Source organism: Methanofollis sp. (assembly GCF_028702905.1).
Classification (GTDB): domain Archaea; phylum Halobacteriota; class Methanomicrobia; order Methanomicrobiales; family Methanofollaceae; genus Methanofollis.
The window spans coordinates 1-15,209 of sequence record NZ_JAQVNX010000046.1; the positions used below are offsets into that span (position 1 = coordinate 1).

Here is a 15,209-nt window from a genome sequence, read left to right on the forward strand (position 1 = left end):
AGGCCCTCCTGGTGCCCGGGGCAAAGGACCAGATCACAGGATACCGCAACTACACCATCGGGCAACTCGAAGCGGCGGTGCGGATCCGGACCCTTGCCGGACTCGGCTTCTCTCTTGAAGAGATGAAGATCATCATCGATGGCGACGACGGCGTGGACGTGGTGGAGAGGCGCCTTGCCGCGGTGCGGCAGGAGATGGCGCACCTCAAGAAGATCGAGGAGGTCCTGCGTGTCAGGCCCTCCCTTCAGGAGTTGTTTGCAATGTCGCTGTCCGAACCAGTCATCAAGGAGATCCCCGCGGTGCGGGTGATCAGCAAGCGGGAGAGAGGAAGTTATGAGGACGTCTGTCACCGTCTCATCGAGGAACTGATGGCCACCATCTTCAGCCCGGAAAACCGGCGGAACGGCGTGCGGATCACCGGGCCGGTGATGATGCTCTGCCACGACGAGGAGTACAGGGAGACCGACGCCGACATCGAGGTCGCGGTCCCGGTCGCCGGTCGGGTCAGCGTCGGCGAAGGGGTGGAGGTGAAGACCCTCCCGCCGGTGCAGGTCGTCTCTGTCCTCTCTACCGGGCCGTATTACAGTCTCAACCTGGCCTACGGCAGGATCCTGGAGTATGCCGCGGCGCACGGCCTCGCCCTCCGTGGGCCAGACCGGGAACTCTACTACAACAGCCCGCACGAGGTCCCGCCTGAAGAACTCAGGACCGAGGTGCAGTACCCCGTCGTGCGGGCCGACTGAATTCCCCTTTTTCTTCCCTCCGAAGAATTGATATGCCGCGGCCGCATGGGGAGGGCCATGGAAGAGATCACCGGCGCAAGGAAGATGGCGAACGGCGTTCTCGTCGAGTACAGGCGGGGAGGCGTCTCCCAGACTGTGGGATTCCCCTATGATGATCTCATTGCGATGGAGATCAATGCCCTCGACCTCGTCGAACACCCGGAGGACTATGAAGTCGATCCCGAGGGGAAGGCGATCTTCCCATGTCCCTCAAAGTGCCAGGGGCCGCCCGCCGGGTAGGGGAAAGGGCCTTCTCTCCCGTACCCCACGCGTGGGCATGGTGGCCGGAGAAAGGGCCGGCGCCAACCTCCGGAGGGCGGTCATGACCGATGCCGGCATCATCGCCGCATACAATATCGTCATGGCAGAGGAGACCGAAGGGAAGGCCCTCGACCCGGCGACGGTCCTGGCGGGCGTCGAGGCACTGCTCGCCGACCCGGCAAAGGGCTTCTACCTCGTCGCCGAGATGGAGGGCCGTGTCGTCGGGCAGGCAATGGTCACCTACGAATGGAGCGACTGGTGGAATGGCTCTTTCTGGTGGGTCCAGAGCGTCTATGTCCATCCCGACGTCAGGCGTCAGGGGATCTTCTCCGGGATCTTCCGGGAGATCGAGAGGGGGGCACGGAAACTGCCCGGCGTTGTCGGCCTCCGCCTGTACGTCGATGCGGAAAACCTGCGGGCTCAGGAGGCCTACCGGCGCCTCGGGATGGATGAGTCGAACTACCTGATGTTCGAAAGGGGGTTTTGAACCCCCTGTCGCCGGGCCGGTGACGGCAGTATTTTATCTGCAGGCGTGAAAGTGCCTGATATGACCATGGGCGACGAAAAACGTGCCGAACTGAAAGGGATGGTTCTCCGCCTCAAAGACCTCGTCGAGTACCAGGACGGGACAGTGGCAAGCCGGATGCTCGTCAACAGGCCGGCAGGGAGCATCACCCTCTTCTCCTTCGACGAGGACGAGGGCCTCTCCGAGCACACGGCGCCGTACGACGCGGTGGTGACCATTCTCGACGGGGAGTGTGAGGTCTGGCTCGCGGGGGAGACCCACCAGATGAAGGAGGACGATACGATCATCTTCCCGGCGAACGCCCCCCATGCCCTCTCCGCGGTGACGCGGTTCAAGATGATGCTGACCATGATCAGGGAGTGAGAGAGATGCCGGACGAAGGGAGATACTGCACCATCTGCGGCGGCGTCGTGCCCGAGGGTCCGGAGATCAGGACGATCCTGGTCGACGGCAAGGCGACCGGGATCGACCAGCTCGACCGGATCCTCTGCGATGTCCTCGACCTGCACCTCACAGCCGAGGGAGAGGTCAGGGAAGAACTCCTGACGAGGGTGAAGGCCTTCAACTATATCCCGACAAAGAAGACCGACGCCTACGCCGACGCGCTGATGGCAGAATACAGGCAGGCATCAGCCGGGCGGAAATAAGAATCATGTCTGATCGATCCGATCGGGCCGTACAGGCATTTTCCGGTGGTCTGAACTGCGCCCAGGCGGTCGCTTCTGCGTTTGCCGATGAGTTTGGCCTGAACGAGGCCGTGGTCAGGAAACTGGCGTGCGGTTTCGGCGGCGGCCTCGCCCACACGGACCGGACCTGCGGGGCGGTGAGCGGCGCCGTTCTCGTCCTCGGCCTGGCCCGCGGCACCCCCGTGCCCGGTGACAGGGAGGGGAAGGAGCGATGCTACGCACTGGTGCGGGAGTTTCTCCGCCGTTTCGGAGACCGCCACGGATCGGTGGACTGCACCGCTCTTCTGGGCTACGACCTCTCGGATCCACGGAGCCTTGACGCGGCCAGGGAGGCCGGAGTCTTTTCCGTGCGGTGCACCCTCTATGTTCGGGATGCGGTGGAGATCCTGGAAGATATCCTGCAAAGATCCTGATTTCGTGAGCCTGTGGCTGTCTGCGGCCGTGTCCATGGTGCCCTCGACAGATCCTCCATCCTGCACATTCGCCCCATCCGGCGCATGTTTATCTCTCTCCTCCTCCCTTTTCCGCGCGAAGACCATGGAAGAGATTACTCTTGTCGATGTCGAACCACAGCATGTCGTCGGCATACGGAAACGCGGGAAGTACGAAGAGATTCCCGACATGATCCGGACCGTGTACGAATATGTCCTATCGCAGGGCGCCGCATCCCCGGGTTGCCCGATCTTTGTCATGCATGAGACGAGCGAAGAGGAGGCGGTGAAGGCCGATCTCGAAGGTGCCGCCGATATCGAGATCACCGTGCCTGTTACGGAACGACTTGCCCCCGCTGGCGGCATCGCCTGCTACGAGCTTCCGGGAGGCAGGATGGCGCGTGTCGTCCACAGGGGACCGTACCAGGAGTGCGGGCCGACCTATGAGAGACTCTTTGCATGGCTTGCCAAAAATGGGCTGGAGATCACCGGCCCTATCAGGGAGGTCTACCTGAACGACCCGCGTGAGGTTCCCGAAGCGGAGATCCTCACCGAGATCTTTGTGCTGGTGGCCTGAAGACGCGGGTGCGGAAGGGTTATACCCCGGCCCTGCATGATGCCGGTGCGACGATGGTCGGGGTGTGTGCAGGATGACCGGGATGTCTGTCTGGACGGCGTGCTATCTTGGAGGCCTTGGCATCGGTACTCTCATCAGGGCCGCGTACGGCCGGGGCCTGCGGGAGAGGGGGGCCCCCGACCTCGGGTCAGACCCCCTCGATACGGCCCTCATGGCCCTGAGCGGCCTCGGCCTCCTCGCCTTCCCCCTTCTGTACGCCTTCACCTCCCTCCTCTCCTTTGCCGACTACCGCCTCCCCGACGTCGCCGGCATCGCCGGGGTCGTCATCTTTGCCGCCGCCCTCATCCTTTTCTGGCGTTCTCACGCCGACCTGGGGGAGAACTGGTCACCTTTCGTGACCGTCGCCGGCGGGCAGAGGCTCGTCACCGGCGGGGTCTACAGGCGTATCCGCCACCCGATGTACCTGGCGCACCTCCTCTGGGCGCTCGCCCTCCCCCTCATCCTCTGGAACGGCGTGGCCGGGTGGACGATGCTCGTCGCCGTCGTTCCCCTCGTCCTCCGCCGGATGCCGCGGGAGGAGGCGATGATGCTCGACCATTTCGGCGAGGACTATCGGGCATACATGGCGAGGACAGGACGGCTCGTTCCCCGCCTGCCGGGATAATACGAATTATTTATTTGGTAATACAAAGTAGATCATTCTTGTAAATTTATTCTGTGGTGCCGATTGTCACGACCCGTCCCTCCAGGTCGTGTTCGGTCCAGATCAGGTGATTTATGTGTCAAATGTCAGATATATTCTCTTAATTGCCCTCCTTGTTGCACTGGTCCCCGGGACGGTGTTTGCCGGGGATGCGACGATGGACGCGATCGGTTCCCGGGCCGCGGCGGTAGCGATGGACCACCTTGCCTCCGCGCAGGGCAATGAAAACATGCTGGCCATGACCGATGCCGGTGCCGTCATGTTCGGAAACCGGACCACCGAACGGTGCTTGAAGGGCGTGACCACTGTCAGCGGCTGTAGTATCGGTGACGGCAACCTCCTGATGCCGCAGAGGAGCAAGTTCTCCCCCCTGTGGTTCTTCTTCTACAGGAAGGACACTGGTGAAGCAGTCTTCCTTCAGGTGAAGCCTGAAGCAGTGGAAAAATCCCCTGAAGAGATCAAGGCGCTTCCCCCCGAAGATGTCTTCGGCATCATCGCGAAGGAACGGATAGATGCCGAATACCTCCTTGCGAACCAGAGCGCATGGACGGGAATGCTGAGTAAGAAGGTCTTTGGCGGCAATGAGTTCAGTCTCATCACGATCGCCAATATGTGGGCCGACCCCCGCACCCCCTATGACTTCCTGAGGGCGGCCTCTTTCCACAATCACCTCTGTCCCGGCGTGAGCAGCGGATACCTGATCTCCCGGTACGTGGAAGAACGCCTGCCAATTGAAGGCCCCTCTCAGAGTTACAAGGTCATTGCCTGTCCTGTCTGGTGTAAGGACGATCTTTTCCCGGTAATCTGGGACGCCACCCCGGGCAAGAATGGCCTCTTCGTCAAGGATCTGAGCGCAGCCGAGAAGGAAGCGTTGAAGAAGAGCACCGGCGGGACCGATGTTGCCGGGATCTATGTTCGCTGGAACGCCTCGACCAACACCGGCGACGGCCTTGTGGTGGGCTACAACTGGAGCCTGAGCAATGAACTGACCGGCACCGCTGACTGGAAGGGGGATCAGGCACTGGCGAAGCTCGTGATGGACCTGAAACTGATCGACTACAGGGACCGGCCCGAAGAGATGGTGACGACCCTCAGCGAGTTCAGGTGCGAGAGCCCGAACGACTTTGCCGCGCTTGCGAGTGCCGGTGTCAACCCCCTGAAGGTTCTCGGTGTGGAGGCATAAAGCCCGCCCGGCGGATTAACTGGTTGATATCAGGCTTCGGGGTGTTGCCCATTCCCTTTTCCCCTCTCTTTTTCATGCCCCTTTCACTGGGGCAGCGATAGGTATTCAAGGAGGCCGAGCGAAAAATCATCTGCACCTCGCGAGAGTAGCCAAGCTGGCCAACGGCGACAGACTCAAGATCTGTTCCCGCAGGGGTTCGTCGGTTCGAATCCGGCCTCTCGCATCTGTTTTTAGGGGCGACTTTTCGTCCTGCACCTGTTACTTCGTCCCGTACGACCGCACATGCGCCCATGCCCGCGTGAGGTCGGGCCGCAGGGCAGGGTCGCGGTAGATGCCGATATTCTTCCTGCCATAGAGGAATGCGGTCCTTCCCTATCGGGCAGACCCCGACGCAGATGCCGCAGGGAGCAAGACCGCGCTTTTCAAGTCTGGCGCTGTTTTCAGCACAGGCCCTTTTGTCGGTGAGGCCTGTGGGGTATCCCTCGTCATTGAGGGCCGAGACCGGGCACATCCGCACGCACGCCATGCAGCGGGTGCAGAGATCCTCCTCCATGAGAGGATCGGGCGGGAGTTCGGCGGCGGTGATGACGGATCCAAAGCGCACCCGCGGCCCGTAGTCCTGGGTCAGGAGCATGTTGTTCACCCCGAAGATCCCGAGCCCCGCGAGGAAAGCGGCGTGGCGGTGGGAGAAGAAGGCGACCGGCTTTTCGAGGAGGACGTCGATCCCAGAGTAGCCGTCACGCGGCACAAAGACGGACGGATACCCCTGCTCGGTGAGGTATGTGGCGATCCGGTAGGTGTACTGGTCAAGGAGGGTGTTCATTGTCCGGTAGAGTTCCCTGTACCAGATCGACGGGGCGGTCTCGATGACAGGCAGGGGGACGGGCAGGCCGATCACGATCACCGACCTGGCCTCCGGAAAGATCGATTGCGGGTAGAAGTCCTCTGGCATCCAGGGCTGGAAAGGTGGGTTCTCCCACCGCCCGACATCTGCCACCCCCACAAGGGGGATCTCCATCGCCGTGCACCTGATATGAATGCCCTCTGTTCTCTTCGCTCCCCTCTGTCCTGGCAGCCCCTGAGGATCCGGGAATCGTATCGGAATCAGGCTTACCTGGACAGAAAAAGACAAAAAATATACCCTTCCCCGGGAGTGTACTGTAGCGCAAATGGACGCATGAGATCGTGGCGCGACTGGATGATTTTCTGGAGCCCCTGGATGGCGGTGTATGGGAGGTCGCCGTCCCGAAGGAGGCGGTGACAGATGCTCTGGATGGCGGTTGGAAACAGTCTCCGATCAATGTCCCGTCCCCGGGCACCCTTGCCAACTACCGGAAAGGGAACTATCATCTCCACGAGACCGCCACAGAGTGGCGGGTCCATCATGACCGTTATGACCCGAAAAAGCACCCCTCCTCCACCTGGTGGACGACGCCCCCCTCATCCTGATGATCGGGGACCCCTTCCTCGCTCTGGTCATGGACGCCTGATCCGCCAGGAAGGGTGAGACCCGCTTCATCCTCAAAGGGCAGAGGACGACCTGGCAACTTCTGGTCTTCATCGGGTGTGCGGTCATCCTGGCCGGCACCGCCATCATCGCCAACCCGATTGGTTTCTATGCAGGGATCATATCTGTCCTGATCCCCCCGCTTATCACCGGGCTCGGCCTCCTCGTCGTCCTGAAGGGACTCTCTTTCAGCCCCTTTGCCGTCACCTCGAAGGGGAGCGTCTTTCTCGGCCTGTGCGTGCTTGCGCTGGGCATCTCACCCTCGTTCCTCCCGTTCGGCCTCTGGACGGTGGTCATCTTTGTCGTGCTGGCCGTCTGGATGTTTGCCAGTGCCCTGGTCTCCTTCAGACCCGTCTCGCGGGGGAGGGCGGCAGTCCCCGAAGGTTTTGCCGCCTGGATCTGGGGATTTTCTCCCTCTTTCTGGGGTCTCTCATCTTTCTGGCGCCGAGGGCCTTCCTGACTGTCGTGCTCGATGCCCTGGGTCTGATCCTCCTCCTGCTCGGGATCCTTCTGATCGAGAACGGCACGATACTTCGTCAGAGGATGACAGGATCCCTCCGGACGTCATGATGCCGGGAGAGCAACTGCTATCCTGTTTCTCCCTGATGCGGTCTTTATATCGCCGAGCCCTTTCCCCGACTCGACAGATAATAGAGCATCACCATCTCGATCCCTTCGAGATATCTATCGATATCGACGGAGCGGATCTCTTTCCCGACCTCGATGATCCTCTGTCTGTTCTGCTCCCAGTCCCGGAAAAGGTTCTCTTCGACACGGTTTTCCGTAAGGCGGGCGATGATCTCCCTCTTCTTCTCTTCCCGACCGATCTCTCTCAGGTCTGCCGGCCTGATCACACCTGTGCTCATCCCGTACCCGACGACACCTGACGTCACGTCCTCGTCCCTGACCTCTCTTTCCCAGGTGCTGACGCAGTTCCCGATCCTGCTCATCTGCTGGGCATGCCAGATCGCCTCACGCAGCTTCGGCGCCTCTTCGATGTCGAGAGACGGAGAAAAGATCGCGTCGATGTCGGCGAAGATATAGAACATCATGGTATGTGAGGTGTAGATCCTGCTCTCCGTGATGTTCATGAGTTCAGGGTGTGTGTTGACAAGATAGGCATAGACAAAAGAGTTCCAGGTCTGCCCGAGGTCATAGTACAGCGCGGTCCTGAACTCCTCCCACCGCGGCCCGGCGGCGAGGATGTCATGGGCGGTAAGGAGAGTGTCCCTGACCAGCATCGCCCGGAGATATCCCCTCTCCCCGAGATCATCCGGGAGGGTGCACTCGCCGTCAAAGGGGATCGTGAGGATGGCGTCCAGCAGGTGTTTGTCCTTCAGGGTGTCGGAAACGTCGTCGATGAAGGTTGCCGCCATGCCGAGCAAGGATTTTGCCAGTGCAGCGTCTCTCCGATATTTTTCAGGTACCGATGAGAGCATGAAACCTGGATTGCGGGCATACTGTAGGTCCCAGCACCATTTCCATAGGTAGACGTCTCTTTCCCCTCCCATGTCCTCGTATCTTCTGGCAAAACCGGCGAGTTCGGGGGGGAGATCGACCGCATAGATCTTTTCTGCGAACGAGGCCTTTTCCGTCATGCTGCGTGCCATCAGGTCTTCGATATGGGGGCGTGTGATGTTCATAGCGCTCACGAGAACTCGATAGGTGTCAAAATATATTATACTTTACAATTATTATTTTTGTATATTTTGTCTGTTTATTCATCCGAACCGCCCTTCGAGCCTTGCAAGAATCCCTTTCTCCAGGTCTTCCCTCAAACACCCGAAGAGAAGGCGGTCGTGATAGCCCCCGCGGGCATGCCAGTACCGGCGCTGTCGCCCCTCTCTAACAAAGTTGCACTTCTCCATCACCCGCACCGAACCGGTGTTCCCCGCGGTGCAGTCCCCGTTCAGCCCGAAGGCCCCGAGGACGGTGAACGCATAATAGACCAGAAACTTGCAGGCCTCCGTTCCATAGCCCTTCCTCCACCGGGTCTCGTCGATCTGGTACCCGACCAGGTAAGCGTCAGGGCTGAAGTCCACAGGGAGGAGGGCGCACTGCCCCACAAATGCCCCATCCTCCTTCTGCCTGATGGTAAAGACCGGGCTCTCCGGCACCTGTCCCCTCCTGACATGCCTTCTCGATGCCTTCGGCCAGGGGAAGGAAGTACTCCCTCGTGACCTCATCGGTGTTCGGGCCGAAAAAAAGCCATTCGCAGACCGATTCACGCGCCAGCATGCGGGAGATCGCCGGGATGTCGTCGCCGCTGATGTACTCGAATGTAAGATTCTCTCCTGACCATCTCTGTTGCGTCATCTCTTTTCTCCTCCCGAGGCCTGTCGGGCCGGGATGCCTCCCTACGGTCTCTCTGCACGACACATAAAGATCTTCTTTCTCCTGAAGCGGAAAAAGAAAAAGTATCCTGGCGAGCAATCCCAAAATATGGGCTCTGTAGAACCGCTCGCGTCACGGCTATGTCCCTGCTTGGTTACGGGATACATCCGGTTCTCGTGTCTCTGTTCCGGGGGGTTTCACCCCCTGGTCCCCCCACCATTATGATAGGGAGTAAACGGTGGGGCCATGAGTGCAGGGTCCATCCTTCCCCCGTCCTATCCTATTTTCGGGGGTCCGGGGGCGTAGTCCCCGGCGAACTATAGGGGGAAGGCAGATGGGTTAGCACCGCTTCAGGGACTGTGCGGAGAGATCTATCTGAGAATGAGGGTTTACCATAAAAATGATCCAGAAGATCAGTTCTCCGGGTTTTCATGAGGTTTTGACTCTCAACGAGCACCCCATGATGGAGATGGAGAGGACAAAACCCCCTTCAGAACGGTCCGCCCTCTGCCTTCCCCGACCTATCGCAATCCCGGGGGCCCCCGGGGCAGCGCCCCCGGCGCGAGCGTGCGGGAAGGCACGTCGACCAGACGAACTCCTCTGAACGATTTTCATGCGATATGCTTGAGTCTCCCTCCGGGACTCATGCCCGATTCTACAGAGCTAAAATATGACTGCGTACGATCGGCACCCCGCTCTCGGTGTGGCAAAAAAAAGGTTATCTGGTGCCGAAGAGGCGGTCCCCGGCATCGCCGAGGCCGGGCATGATGTAGCCCTTCTCATTCAGGCACTCGTCGATCACCGCGGGGATGATCTCCACGTCGGGATGGTCCCTCTCCATCTTTGCAAGGCCTTCTGGCGCTGCAAGGATGCAGAGTACCTTGATGCTCTTCACTCCCGCTTTCTTCAACAGGGAGCAGACCGCGGACGTGGTCCCGCCCGTGGCAAGCATCGGGTCCAGGACATAGTTCCTCCTGTTCTGGACGTTCTCAGCCAGTTTTGCATAGTACTGTTTCGGCCTGAGGGTCTCCTCGTCCCGGTAATACCCGATGTAACTGATCTTGGCATTCGGGATGATGCTCAGGAACCCCTCCTGCATGCCGATGCCGGCACGGAAGATCGGGACAATGGACGGATCCTCCTCCAGGAACATCTCCACCTCCATCTGTCCACCCTGCCACTCGTTGATGATGGTCTTTTCGAGCGTCAGGTCGCGGGTCGCCTCGTACGTCAGCAGAGAGGTGACCTCGGTCACGATCTGTCTGAAGTCCTTTGGCTTTGTCCCGATGTCCCGCAGCATGTTGATCTTGTGGGTGATGACCGGGTGCGACACAGGCCGTACCGTCATTCCGCCTTCACCTCCTGTGTCTCCGGGATCGCCAGGTTCAGGAGAACCCCGATGATCGCCGCAAGGCCGATCCCTGCTAACTTGAAATCCCCGATCGGGATGAACAGTCCGCCGATACCGGTGACCAGGATGATGGAGACGATGACGATGTTCTTCTGTGCCGAGAGGTCGACCCTGTTCCGCACCAGCTGGTTGATGCCCAGGCTTGCGATCAGGCCGAAGAGCAGGATCATGACACCGCCCATCACGGGGACGGGGATGCTGTGGAGTGCGGCGCCGATCTTGCCGATAAATGCAAATATGATCGCGCAGACGGCTGCCGCGGTCATGATGAGCGGGTTGTACTCTCTGGTCAGCGCCACCGCACCCGTGACCTCAGAATAGGTCGTGTTCGGCGGCCCGCCGATGAAGGACGCCACAAAGGTGGCGATACCGTCCCCGAGCATCGTCCTGTGCACGCCGGGATCTTCCAGGTAGTTCTTCCCGGTAACAGATCCGATGGCGAGAATGTCGCCGAAGTGCTCGATGGCTGGTGCGATGGCGACCGGGACGATGAACAGGATCGCCGCGAGGTTCCATTCTGGCAGGGTAAATGCCGGGATAGAGAACCATGCCTCCTCGACGATCTTCGTATAGTTGATGATCCCGAGCGTGGCCGAGAGGGCGTACCCCACTGCAATGCCGCAGAGGATCGGGATGAGTTTGAGCCATCCCTTCCCGAAGGTAAAGATCACGAGCGTCGTCAGGAGAGATACCCCTGCAAGGATGAGGGCCGTCTCGACAGGCACCACCTGGACGCCCCCGTCCATGCCGAGCGCCATCCCGACCGCCACCGGCGCCAGGGACAGGCCGATGATGCAGATTACCGGGCCGACCACGATCGGCGGGAAGAGCCTGTTGACCACCCCTATGCCGAACACCCTGATGACAGCACTCAACACCACATAGAACAGACCTGCCGCGGCAAGGCCGCAGAGGGTGCTCGGGATGCCCCATGTCGCAACACCATAGGTGATCGCCGGAATAAATGCAAAAGAAGATGCGAGAAAGATCGGCACCTTCATCCGCGTTACCACCTGGAAGATCAGGGTTCCGATCCCTGCCGTAAACAGTGCGACATTCGGGTCCAGCCCTGTGAGGAGGGGGACGATGACGAGCGCACCGAAAGCGACGAAAAGGATCTGAACGCCCTGGAACATTCGTTTAATACCAGTAGTCACTCGTTCGATGTCCATAGATAGACCTCTTAATGAATGGAAATGTGTGAATGAGGAACGAGTATGCACCGGCACGACCCGTCGGACGCGGTGCTCCTAACTTCCGTCAAAAATTTTTCTGATTAACGATGAATATACCTATCCATCCTCTCCCGGAAAATAGGTCGGATTCGCCTCTTTGCCAGCATATCGGGGCTGAAGACGCAGGGCAGCGTCCCCTGGGTGCATTTGGGGAGAGGGTGCCCGGTCTCTCTGATGGCTGGGATATTGGATTTTAAATCCCCATGCCAGGTGGGTGCGGCATCGTCTCTCAAATGATGGAATGTAACAAAAGGGTGTTATGGGGGCGGCACTCTTTTCAGCCAGGCCTCCCTCCAGTAGCAGAAACAGGAGCGGTCGCACCCGTCATATGCCGTGCCGTCACAGAGAGCCCCTTCAAGGAAGACGGTCGGTGTCATGATCCTCCTCATCTCGCCTGTCGTCTCCAGCATGATCTTCTCTACCCTTTTGAATACCCTGAACCTCTTCCCGCAGAACGTATCCATGCCGCGCATGAAAAAAAGCCCTTTATGCCTTCCGTTCTCGTCGAGGGTGGCCGATATCTCTTCGAGAGGCTTGACCTCGACCCACTCGCCGGGCTGGAGGTTCAGGTTCTCGTCCTGGTATGGAACTGTTCCGGCTCTTTTCGGACCGGTCAGGGCGAGTGTCACGCCATGGCACATATAGGGCATGTTCTTCATGAAAGGCGCCAGGAACGGATACCTGTGCGTTGCCGTAAGGATCGAATGGTTCCATCTCCGTACCAATCTTTTTTTCGTGCCTGGCTCTTCGACGGAAACGGTTGCCGGGATCACGCTCCAATAGGAAAAATGACAATTTACCCCCCTTCTGGTCATTGTATCTGCTCCTCCGTAATTTTTAACGGTGAGATTGAACTGCCCAATAGTTCAAGTGGTGAATAGTTTGTATCAATATATTATTCTTTTTATCACGCAGGGGGGTGACCCCATGAATGCATGAATTCTCGCATGTTCATGCGGTCTCCTGGCGGACGGCGGGCGCTCTTCTCTGCAGCGGGAGGAGAGATGCGCCGTGAGGTGAGGGGTTGCCGCCTTCCCTGCACCTAAACTCTCTATCCAGCATGAACCAGGCCTCCTGACCCCGTGACCTCCTGGGTGATATGTGCCGGGCTGCCCCGGTAGGTGACTGTCCCGCTGCCCGAGACGGTCACGTCCAGCACCTCGGTTGCAAAGACTTCGGCTGTCCCTGATCCCTCTATCGTCACTGTCGATCCTCTGGTCTCAAGGTCGAATGCCGCGACTTTCCCCGACCCGCTGACGACCGTCGTATGATCTGTCGCTGTTCCCTGCAGGGTTGTGCTCCCCGAACCGGCAATGGCCGATGCGAGGTCGGTCGCATTCACCCGGAGGTCGATGGCCCCTGACCCGCTGACCCCGGTTTCCAGGTTCTCTGACACGATCTCGTTCTCTCCGATGACAGATCCCGACCCGCTCACCGAGACCCGCCTGACCTCGTCTGTCGTGAGCCTGATGATGACCGGCTGTGTAGTCCTGAAACATTGGCCATTGTGGTCTATTGTTAACACGCCGTCCGTGACTTGCGTCCGCAGGAGGGGGAGGATATTCTCCTCGGCCTCGATCCGCAGAGAGGCCGTCGCATCCTGTGTCAGGTAGACTGTCCCGACTGTGGCGAGGTCCACGCTATGGAATGGTTCGACCGTTCTCGTCTCGGAAACGATATTTCCAGACCCCTCGATGCAGGGTGAGAACTGCGTACACCCCGCGATCAATGCTGCCGAGAGGATAAGCATTGCTGCACCATACCTGTCCACGTGTCATGCCTCCGCGTAGCTCTCCTGGTCTCTCCCCATGATCGTTATCCTGTGAATAATGTTGCCCTGTCTGCCCGGCACCGGTGCGCCCGGCCGGGGTCAGGGTCTCCCAGAAGAGAATATCTGGCCTTTTTTGGCACTTTGTGGCCGTATCTCCCGCCATCTATATGTCTCTCCCGGACAATGTATGATGATACTATTCCCTATGGTCGCCCCATCACGTCTGCCCTATCTCTATGCCCTCCTTGCCGCCCTGCTCTTCGGCTGCGGCGCCCCTGTCGCGAAGGTCCTCCTTGGCGATATCGGGCCTGTCACCCTGGCCGGACTCTTCTATGTCGGCAGCGGGAGCGGAGTCGCCGCCTATCTCCTTGCCTGCAAGGCCCTCGGCCGTGACAGGAACTGGTCAGAGGCGGCTCTCACGCCGGGTGATCTCCCCTGGATTATCGGGATCGTCCTCTGCGGCGGTTTTCTCGCCCCTGTCACCCTGATGCTCAGCCTGCAGTCAACGCCGGCGGCGACCGCTTCCCTCCTCCTCAATTTCGAGGCCGTGGCAACCGCGGTCATAGCGGCGATCATCTTTGGCGAAGCGGTCGGGAGACGGACCTGGGCGGCGCTCGGACTGATCACCGTCTCCTGCATCATCCTGTCCTGGGAGTCCGGTGACGTCGCGGGTTTCTCCCTTGCAGCTCTCGGCATCCTCCTTGCCTGCACCTTCTGGGGGATGGACAACAATTTCAGCAGGAATGTCTCGGCAAAGGATCCTGTCCCGACCGTGGCGGTGAAGGGTCTCGGGGCCGGTCTCCTCTCCCTGCTCCTCGCCCATCTCCTCGGCGAGGCGCTGCCGTCACCGGGCACCTGCTTCCTCGCCATGCTGGCCGGTTTCCTCAGCTATGGCGGCCTTGTCAGCGTCCTCTTCCTCCTCTCCCTCAGGAGTGTCGGGACGGCAAGGACCGGTTCGATCCTTGCTGTCGCACCGTTTTTCGGGGTTGCAGCGGCGGTCGTCATCTTCGCCGCCCCGCCCGATGCCGTGTTCTACCTCGCCCTGCCGGTGATGGTCCTTGGGGCGTATCTCCTCGTCACCGAGCGCCACTCCCACCTCCACTGTCACGAGGCCCTTGTCCACGAGCACCGCCACATGCACGACGACCTCCACCACGACCACGTGCACCCGCCTGGCACGCCCCCCCTGGACAGGGCCGGGTACCACTCCCACCTCCACGCGCATGTCGAGGTCAGGCACGACCACCCTCATGTCCCCGACATCCACCACCGCCACCGCCACGGGGGTGAAGAATAATGGCTTTTCCGGCTTTTCCGCTTTCATGGGCGGGAAAACCGGTTTGTAGATCCTGAAAGATACTCTTATATCCTCTCAGCAGAAAAGGTTGCAGAACACACAGGAAAAGTATGGAGTTGATTCCCTGAGTTATTTCAAAGATAAAGATAGTGGACCGGATGGGGAGATCATACGGGTCCGTCTCCCGAACAAGAGAAACAAAGAGATGTTTGCAAACGCGGAGCTGATGCTCGGCGCAAATCATATCAGAGTCAGGTGCTATGACGGCACGACGCGTGTCGGCCGGATCAAGGGCAAGATCAAGAAGCGGGTCTGGATCCGCGAGGGCGATATCCTGATCGTTACCCCCTGGGACTTCCAGGCAGACAAGTGCGATATCATCTACCGCTACACCCGGCCGCAGGTCGACTGGCTCCGCGGTCACGGATATCTCTGAAAAAAAGATACTTTTCTGGTGCTCAGATTGAGAGCACCTGGATCTCGTATTTTTTGATGATCAGGCGGT

19 protein-coding genes, 1 tRNA gene and 1 pseudogene are annotated in these 15,209 nt (G+C 59.6%); 13 read left to right on the top strand and 8 right to left on the bottom strand.

Annotated elements, in window-relative coordinates; translation table 11 throughout:
• From PHP59_RS07000 to PHP59_RS07045, 10 genes are all read left to right on the top strand, one after another.
• A partial coding sequence (locus PHP59_RS07000) for a MerR family transcriptional regulator (RefSeq protein ID WP_300165430.1) occupies positions 1 to 743 on the top strand: 743 nt, incomplete at its 5' end.
• A 57-nt stretch (positions 744 to 800) separates the two neighbouring features.
• A complete protein-coding gene (locus PHP59_RS07005) occupies positions 801 to 1,022 on the top strand; it encodes a hypothetical protein (protein WP_300165432.1) in 222 nt (73 codons plus the stop codon).
• Between the two features lie 37 nt (positions 1,023 to 1,059).
• Positions 1,060 to 1,530 carry a GNAT family N-acetyltransferase gene (locus tag PHP59_RS07010; protein ID WP_300165434.1) on the top strand — a complete coding sequence of 157 codons (471 nt, stop codon included), beginning with the start codon at positions 1,060 to 1,062 and terminating at the stop codon, positions 1,528 to 1,530.
• Positions 1,531 to 1,596: 66 nt separating this feature from the next.
• Positions 1,597 to 1,932, top strand: a complete 336-nt coding sequence (locus tag PHP59_RS07015) for a cupin domain-containing protein (RefSeq protein ID WP_300165464.1) — start codon at positions 1,597 to 1,599, stop codon at positions 1,930 to 1,932.
• 5 nt (positions 1,933 to 1,937) lie between these two features.
• Positions 1,938 to 2,216 carry an NAC family transcription factor gene (locus PHP59_RS07020; RefSeq protein ID WP_300165436.1) on the top strand — a complete coding sequence of 93 codons (279 nt, stop codon included), beginning with the start codon at positions 1,938 to 1,940 and terminating at the stop codon, positions 2,214 to 2,216.
• Positions 2,217 to 2,221: 5 nt separating this feature from the next.
• Complete coding sequence (locus tag PHP59_RS07025; protein ID WP_300165438.1) at positions 2,222 to 2,668, top strand: C-GCAxxG-C-C family protein; 447 nt, start codon at positions 2,222 to 2,224, stop codon at positions 2,666 to 2,668.
• A 124-nt stretch (positions 2,669 to 2,792) separates the two neighbouring features.
• On the top strand, positions 2,793 to 3,263 hold the full coding sequence (locus PHP59_RS07030; protein ID WP_300165440.1) for a GyrI-like domain-containing protein: 471 nt from the start codon (positions 2,793 to 2,795) through the stop codon (positions 3,261 to 3,263).
• A 73-nt stretch (positions 3,264 to 3,336) separates the two neighbouring features.
• A complete protein-coding gene (locus tag PHP59_RS07035) occupies positions 3,337 to 3,927 on the top strand; it encodes a protein-S-isoprenylcysteine O-methyltransferase (protein ID WP_300165442.1) in 591 nt (196 codons plus the stop codon).
• A gap of 115 nt (positions 3,928 to 4,042) precedes the next feature.
• Entirely contained in the window at positions 4,043 to 5,149 is a 1,107-nt protein-coding gene (locus PHP59_RS07040) for an FmdE family protein (protein WP_300165444.1), read from the top strand.
• Positions 5,150 to 5,288: 139 nt separating this feature from the next.
• A tRNA-Leu gene (locus PHP59_RS07045) sits at positions 5,289 to 5,372 on the top strand.
• Between the two features lie 291 nt (positions 5,373 to 5,663).
• Here the strand turns inward: PHP59_RS07045 and PHP59_RS07050 are convergent.
• Positions 5,664 to 6,167 (bottom strand): annotated as a pseudogene (locus PHP59_RS07050) (epoxyqueuosine reductase); the annotation flags it as partial.
• Between the two features lie 167 nt (positions 6,168 to 6,334).
• Between PHP59_RS07050 and PHP59_RS07055 the strand changes: the two are divergent.
• Complete coding sequence (locus PHP59_RS07055; protein ID WP_300165446.1) at positions 6,335 to 6,598, top strand: hypothetical protein; 264 nt, start codon at positions 6,335 to 6,337, stop codon at positions 6,596 to 6,598.
• Positions 6,599 to 6,764: 166 nt separating this feature from the next.
• On the opposite strand, the gene PHP59_RS07060 is transcribed toward PHP59_RS07055, so the two are convergent.
• The 7 genes from PHP59_RS07060 to PHP59_RS07090 all read right to left on the bottom strand — a co-directional run bounded on the left by PHP59_RS07060 (position 6,765) and on the right by PHP59_RS07090 (position 13,407).
• Positions 6,765 to 6,953 carry a hypothetical protein gene (locus PHP59_RS07060; RefSeq protein WP_300165448.1) on the bottom strand — a complete coding sequence of 63 codons (189 nt, stop codon included), beginning with the start codon at positions 6,951 to 6,953 and terminating at the stop codon, positions 6,765 to 6,767.
• 317 nt (positions 6,954 to 7,270) lie between these two features.
• Entirely contained in the window at positions 7,271 to 8,299 is a 1,029-nt protein-coding gene (locus tag PHP59_RS07065; protein WP_300165450.1) for a hypothetical protein, read from the bottom strand.
• 78 nt (positions 8,300 to 8,377) lie between these two features.
• On the bottom strand, positions 8,378 to 8,773 hold the full coding sequence (locus PHP59_RS07070; RefSeq protein ID WP_300165452.1) for a GNAT family protein: 396 nt from the start codon (positions 8,771 to 8,773) through the stop codon (positions 8,378 to 8,380).
• A 935-nt stretch (positions 8,774 to 9,708) separates the two neighbouring features.
• On the bottom strand, positions 9,709 to 10,338 hold the full coding sequence (gene upp / locus PHP59_RS07075) for a uracil phosphoribosyltransferase (protein ID WP_300165454.1): 630 nt from the start codon (positions 10,336 to 10,338) through the stop codon (positions 9,709 to 9,711).
• A complete protein-coding gene (locus PHP59_RS07080; RefSeq protein ID WP_300165456.1) occupies positions 10,335 to 11,573 on the bottom strand; it encodes a uracil-xanthine permease family protein in 1,239 nt (412 codons plus the stop codon). The genes upp and PHP59_RS07080 overlap by 4 nt, the downstream gene beginning before the upstream one ends.
• 320 nt (positions 11,574 to 11,893) lie before the next feature.
• A complete protein-coding gene (locus PHP59_RS07085; protein WP_300165458.1) occupies positions 11,894 to 12,409 on the bottom strand; it encodes a hypothetical protein in 516 nt (171 codons plus the stop codon).
• 278 nt (positions 12,410 to 12,687) lie between these two features.
• Positions 12,688 to 13,407, bottom strand: a complete 720-nt coding sequence (locus PHP59_RS07090; RefSeq protein ID WP_300165460.1) for a head GIN domain-containing protein — start codon at positions 13,405 to 13,407, stop codon at positions 12,688 to 12,690.
• Positions 13,408 to 13,612: 205 nt separating this feature from the next.
• On the opposite strand from PHP59_RS07090, the gene PHP59_RS07095 reads away from it, so the two are divergent.
• Positions 13,613 to 14,704, top strand: coding sequence for a DMT family transporter (locus tag PHP59_RS07095; RefSeq protein WP_300165462.1), 1,092 nt, complete (start codon positions 13,613 to 13,615; stop codon positions 14,702 to 14,704).
• A 124-nt stretch (positions 14,705 to 14,828) separates the two neighbouring features.
• Positions 14,829 to 15,140: a translation initiation factor eIF-1A gene (gene eif1A / locus PHP59_RS07100; RefSeq protein ID WP_067052807.1), complete on the top strand. Its 312-nt coding sequence runs from the start codon at positions 14,829 to 14,831 to the stop codon at positions 15,138 to 15,140.
• Positions 15,141 to 15,209 lie beyond the last annotated feature (69 nt).

Excerpts from the sequence above, each read along its gene's own strand:
- PHP59_RS07005 (WP_300165432.1), top strand. The coding sequence starts at position 801 with ATGGAAGAGATCACCGGCGCAAGGAAGATGGCGAACGGCGTTCTCGTC.
- PHP59_RS07010 (WP_300165434.1), top strand. The coding sequence starts at position 1,060 with ATGGTGGCCGGAGAAAGGGCCGGCGCCAACCTCCGGAGGGCGGTCATG.
- PHP59_RS07015 (WP_300165464.1), top strand. The coding sequence starts at position 1,597 with ATGGGCGACGAAAAACGTGCCGAACTGAAAGGGATGGTTCTCCGCCTC.
- PHP59_RS07020 (WP_300165436.1), top strand. The coding sequence starts at position 1,938 with ATGCCGGACGAAGGGAGATACTGCACCATCTGCGGCGGCGTCGTGCCC.
- PHP59_RS07025 (WP_300165438.1), top strand. The coding sequence starts at position 2,222 with ATGTCTGATCGATCCGATCGGGCCGTACAGGCATTTTCCGGTGGTCTG.
- PHP59_RS07030 (WP_300165440.1), top strand. The coding sequence starts at position 2,793 with ATGGAAGAGATTACTCTTGTCGATGTCGAACCACAGCATGTCGTCGGC.
- PHP59_RS07035 (WP_300165442.1), top strand. The coding sequence starts at position 3,337 with ATGACCGGGATGTCTGTCTGGACGGCGTGCTATCTTGGAGGCCTTGGC.
- PHP59_RS07060 (WP_300165448.1), bottom strand. The coding sequence starts at position 6,953 with ATGACCACCGTCCAGAGGCCGAACGGGAGGAACGAGGGTGAGATGCCC.
- PHP59_RS07065 (WP_300165450.1), bottom strand. The coding sequence starts at position 8,299 with ATGAACATCACACGCCCCCATATCGAAGACCTGATGGCACGCAGCATG.
- upp (WP_300165454.1), bottom strand. The coding sequence starts at position 10,338 with ATGACGGTACGGCCTGTGTCGCACCCGGTCATCACCCACAAGATCAAC.
- PHP59_RS07080 (WP_300165456.1), bottom strand. The coding sequence starts at position 11,573 with ATGGACATCGAACGAGTGACTACTGGTATTAAACGAATGTTCCAGGGC.
- PHP59_RS07095 (WP_300165462.1), top strand. The coding sequence starts at position 13,613 with ATGGTCGCCCCATCACGTCTGCCCTATCTCTATGCCCTCCTTGCCGCC.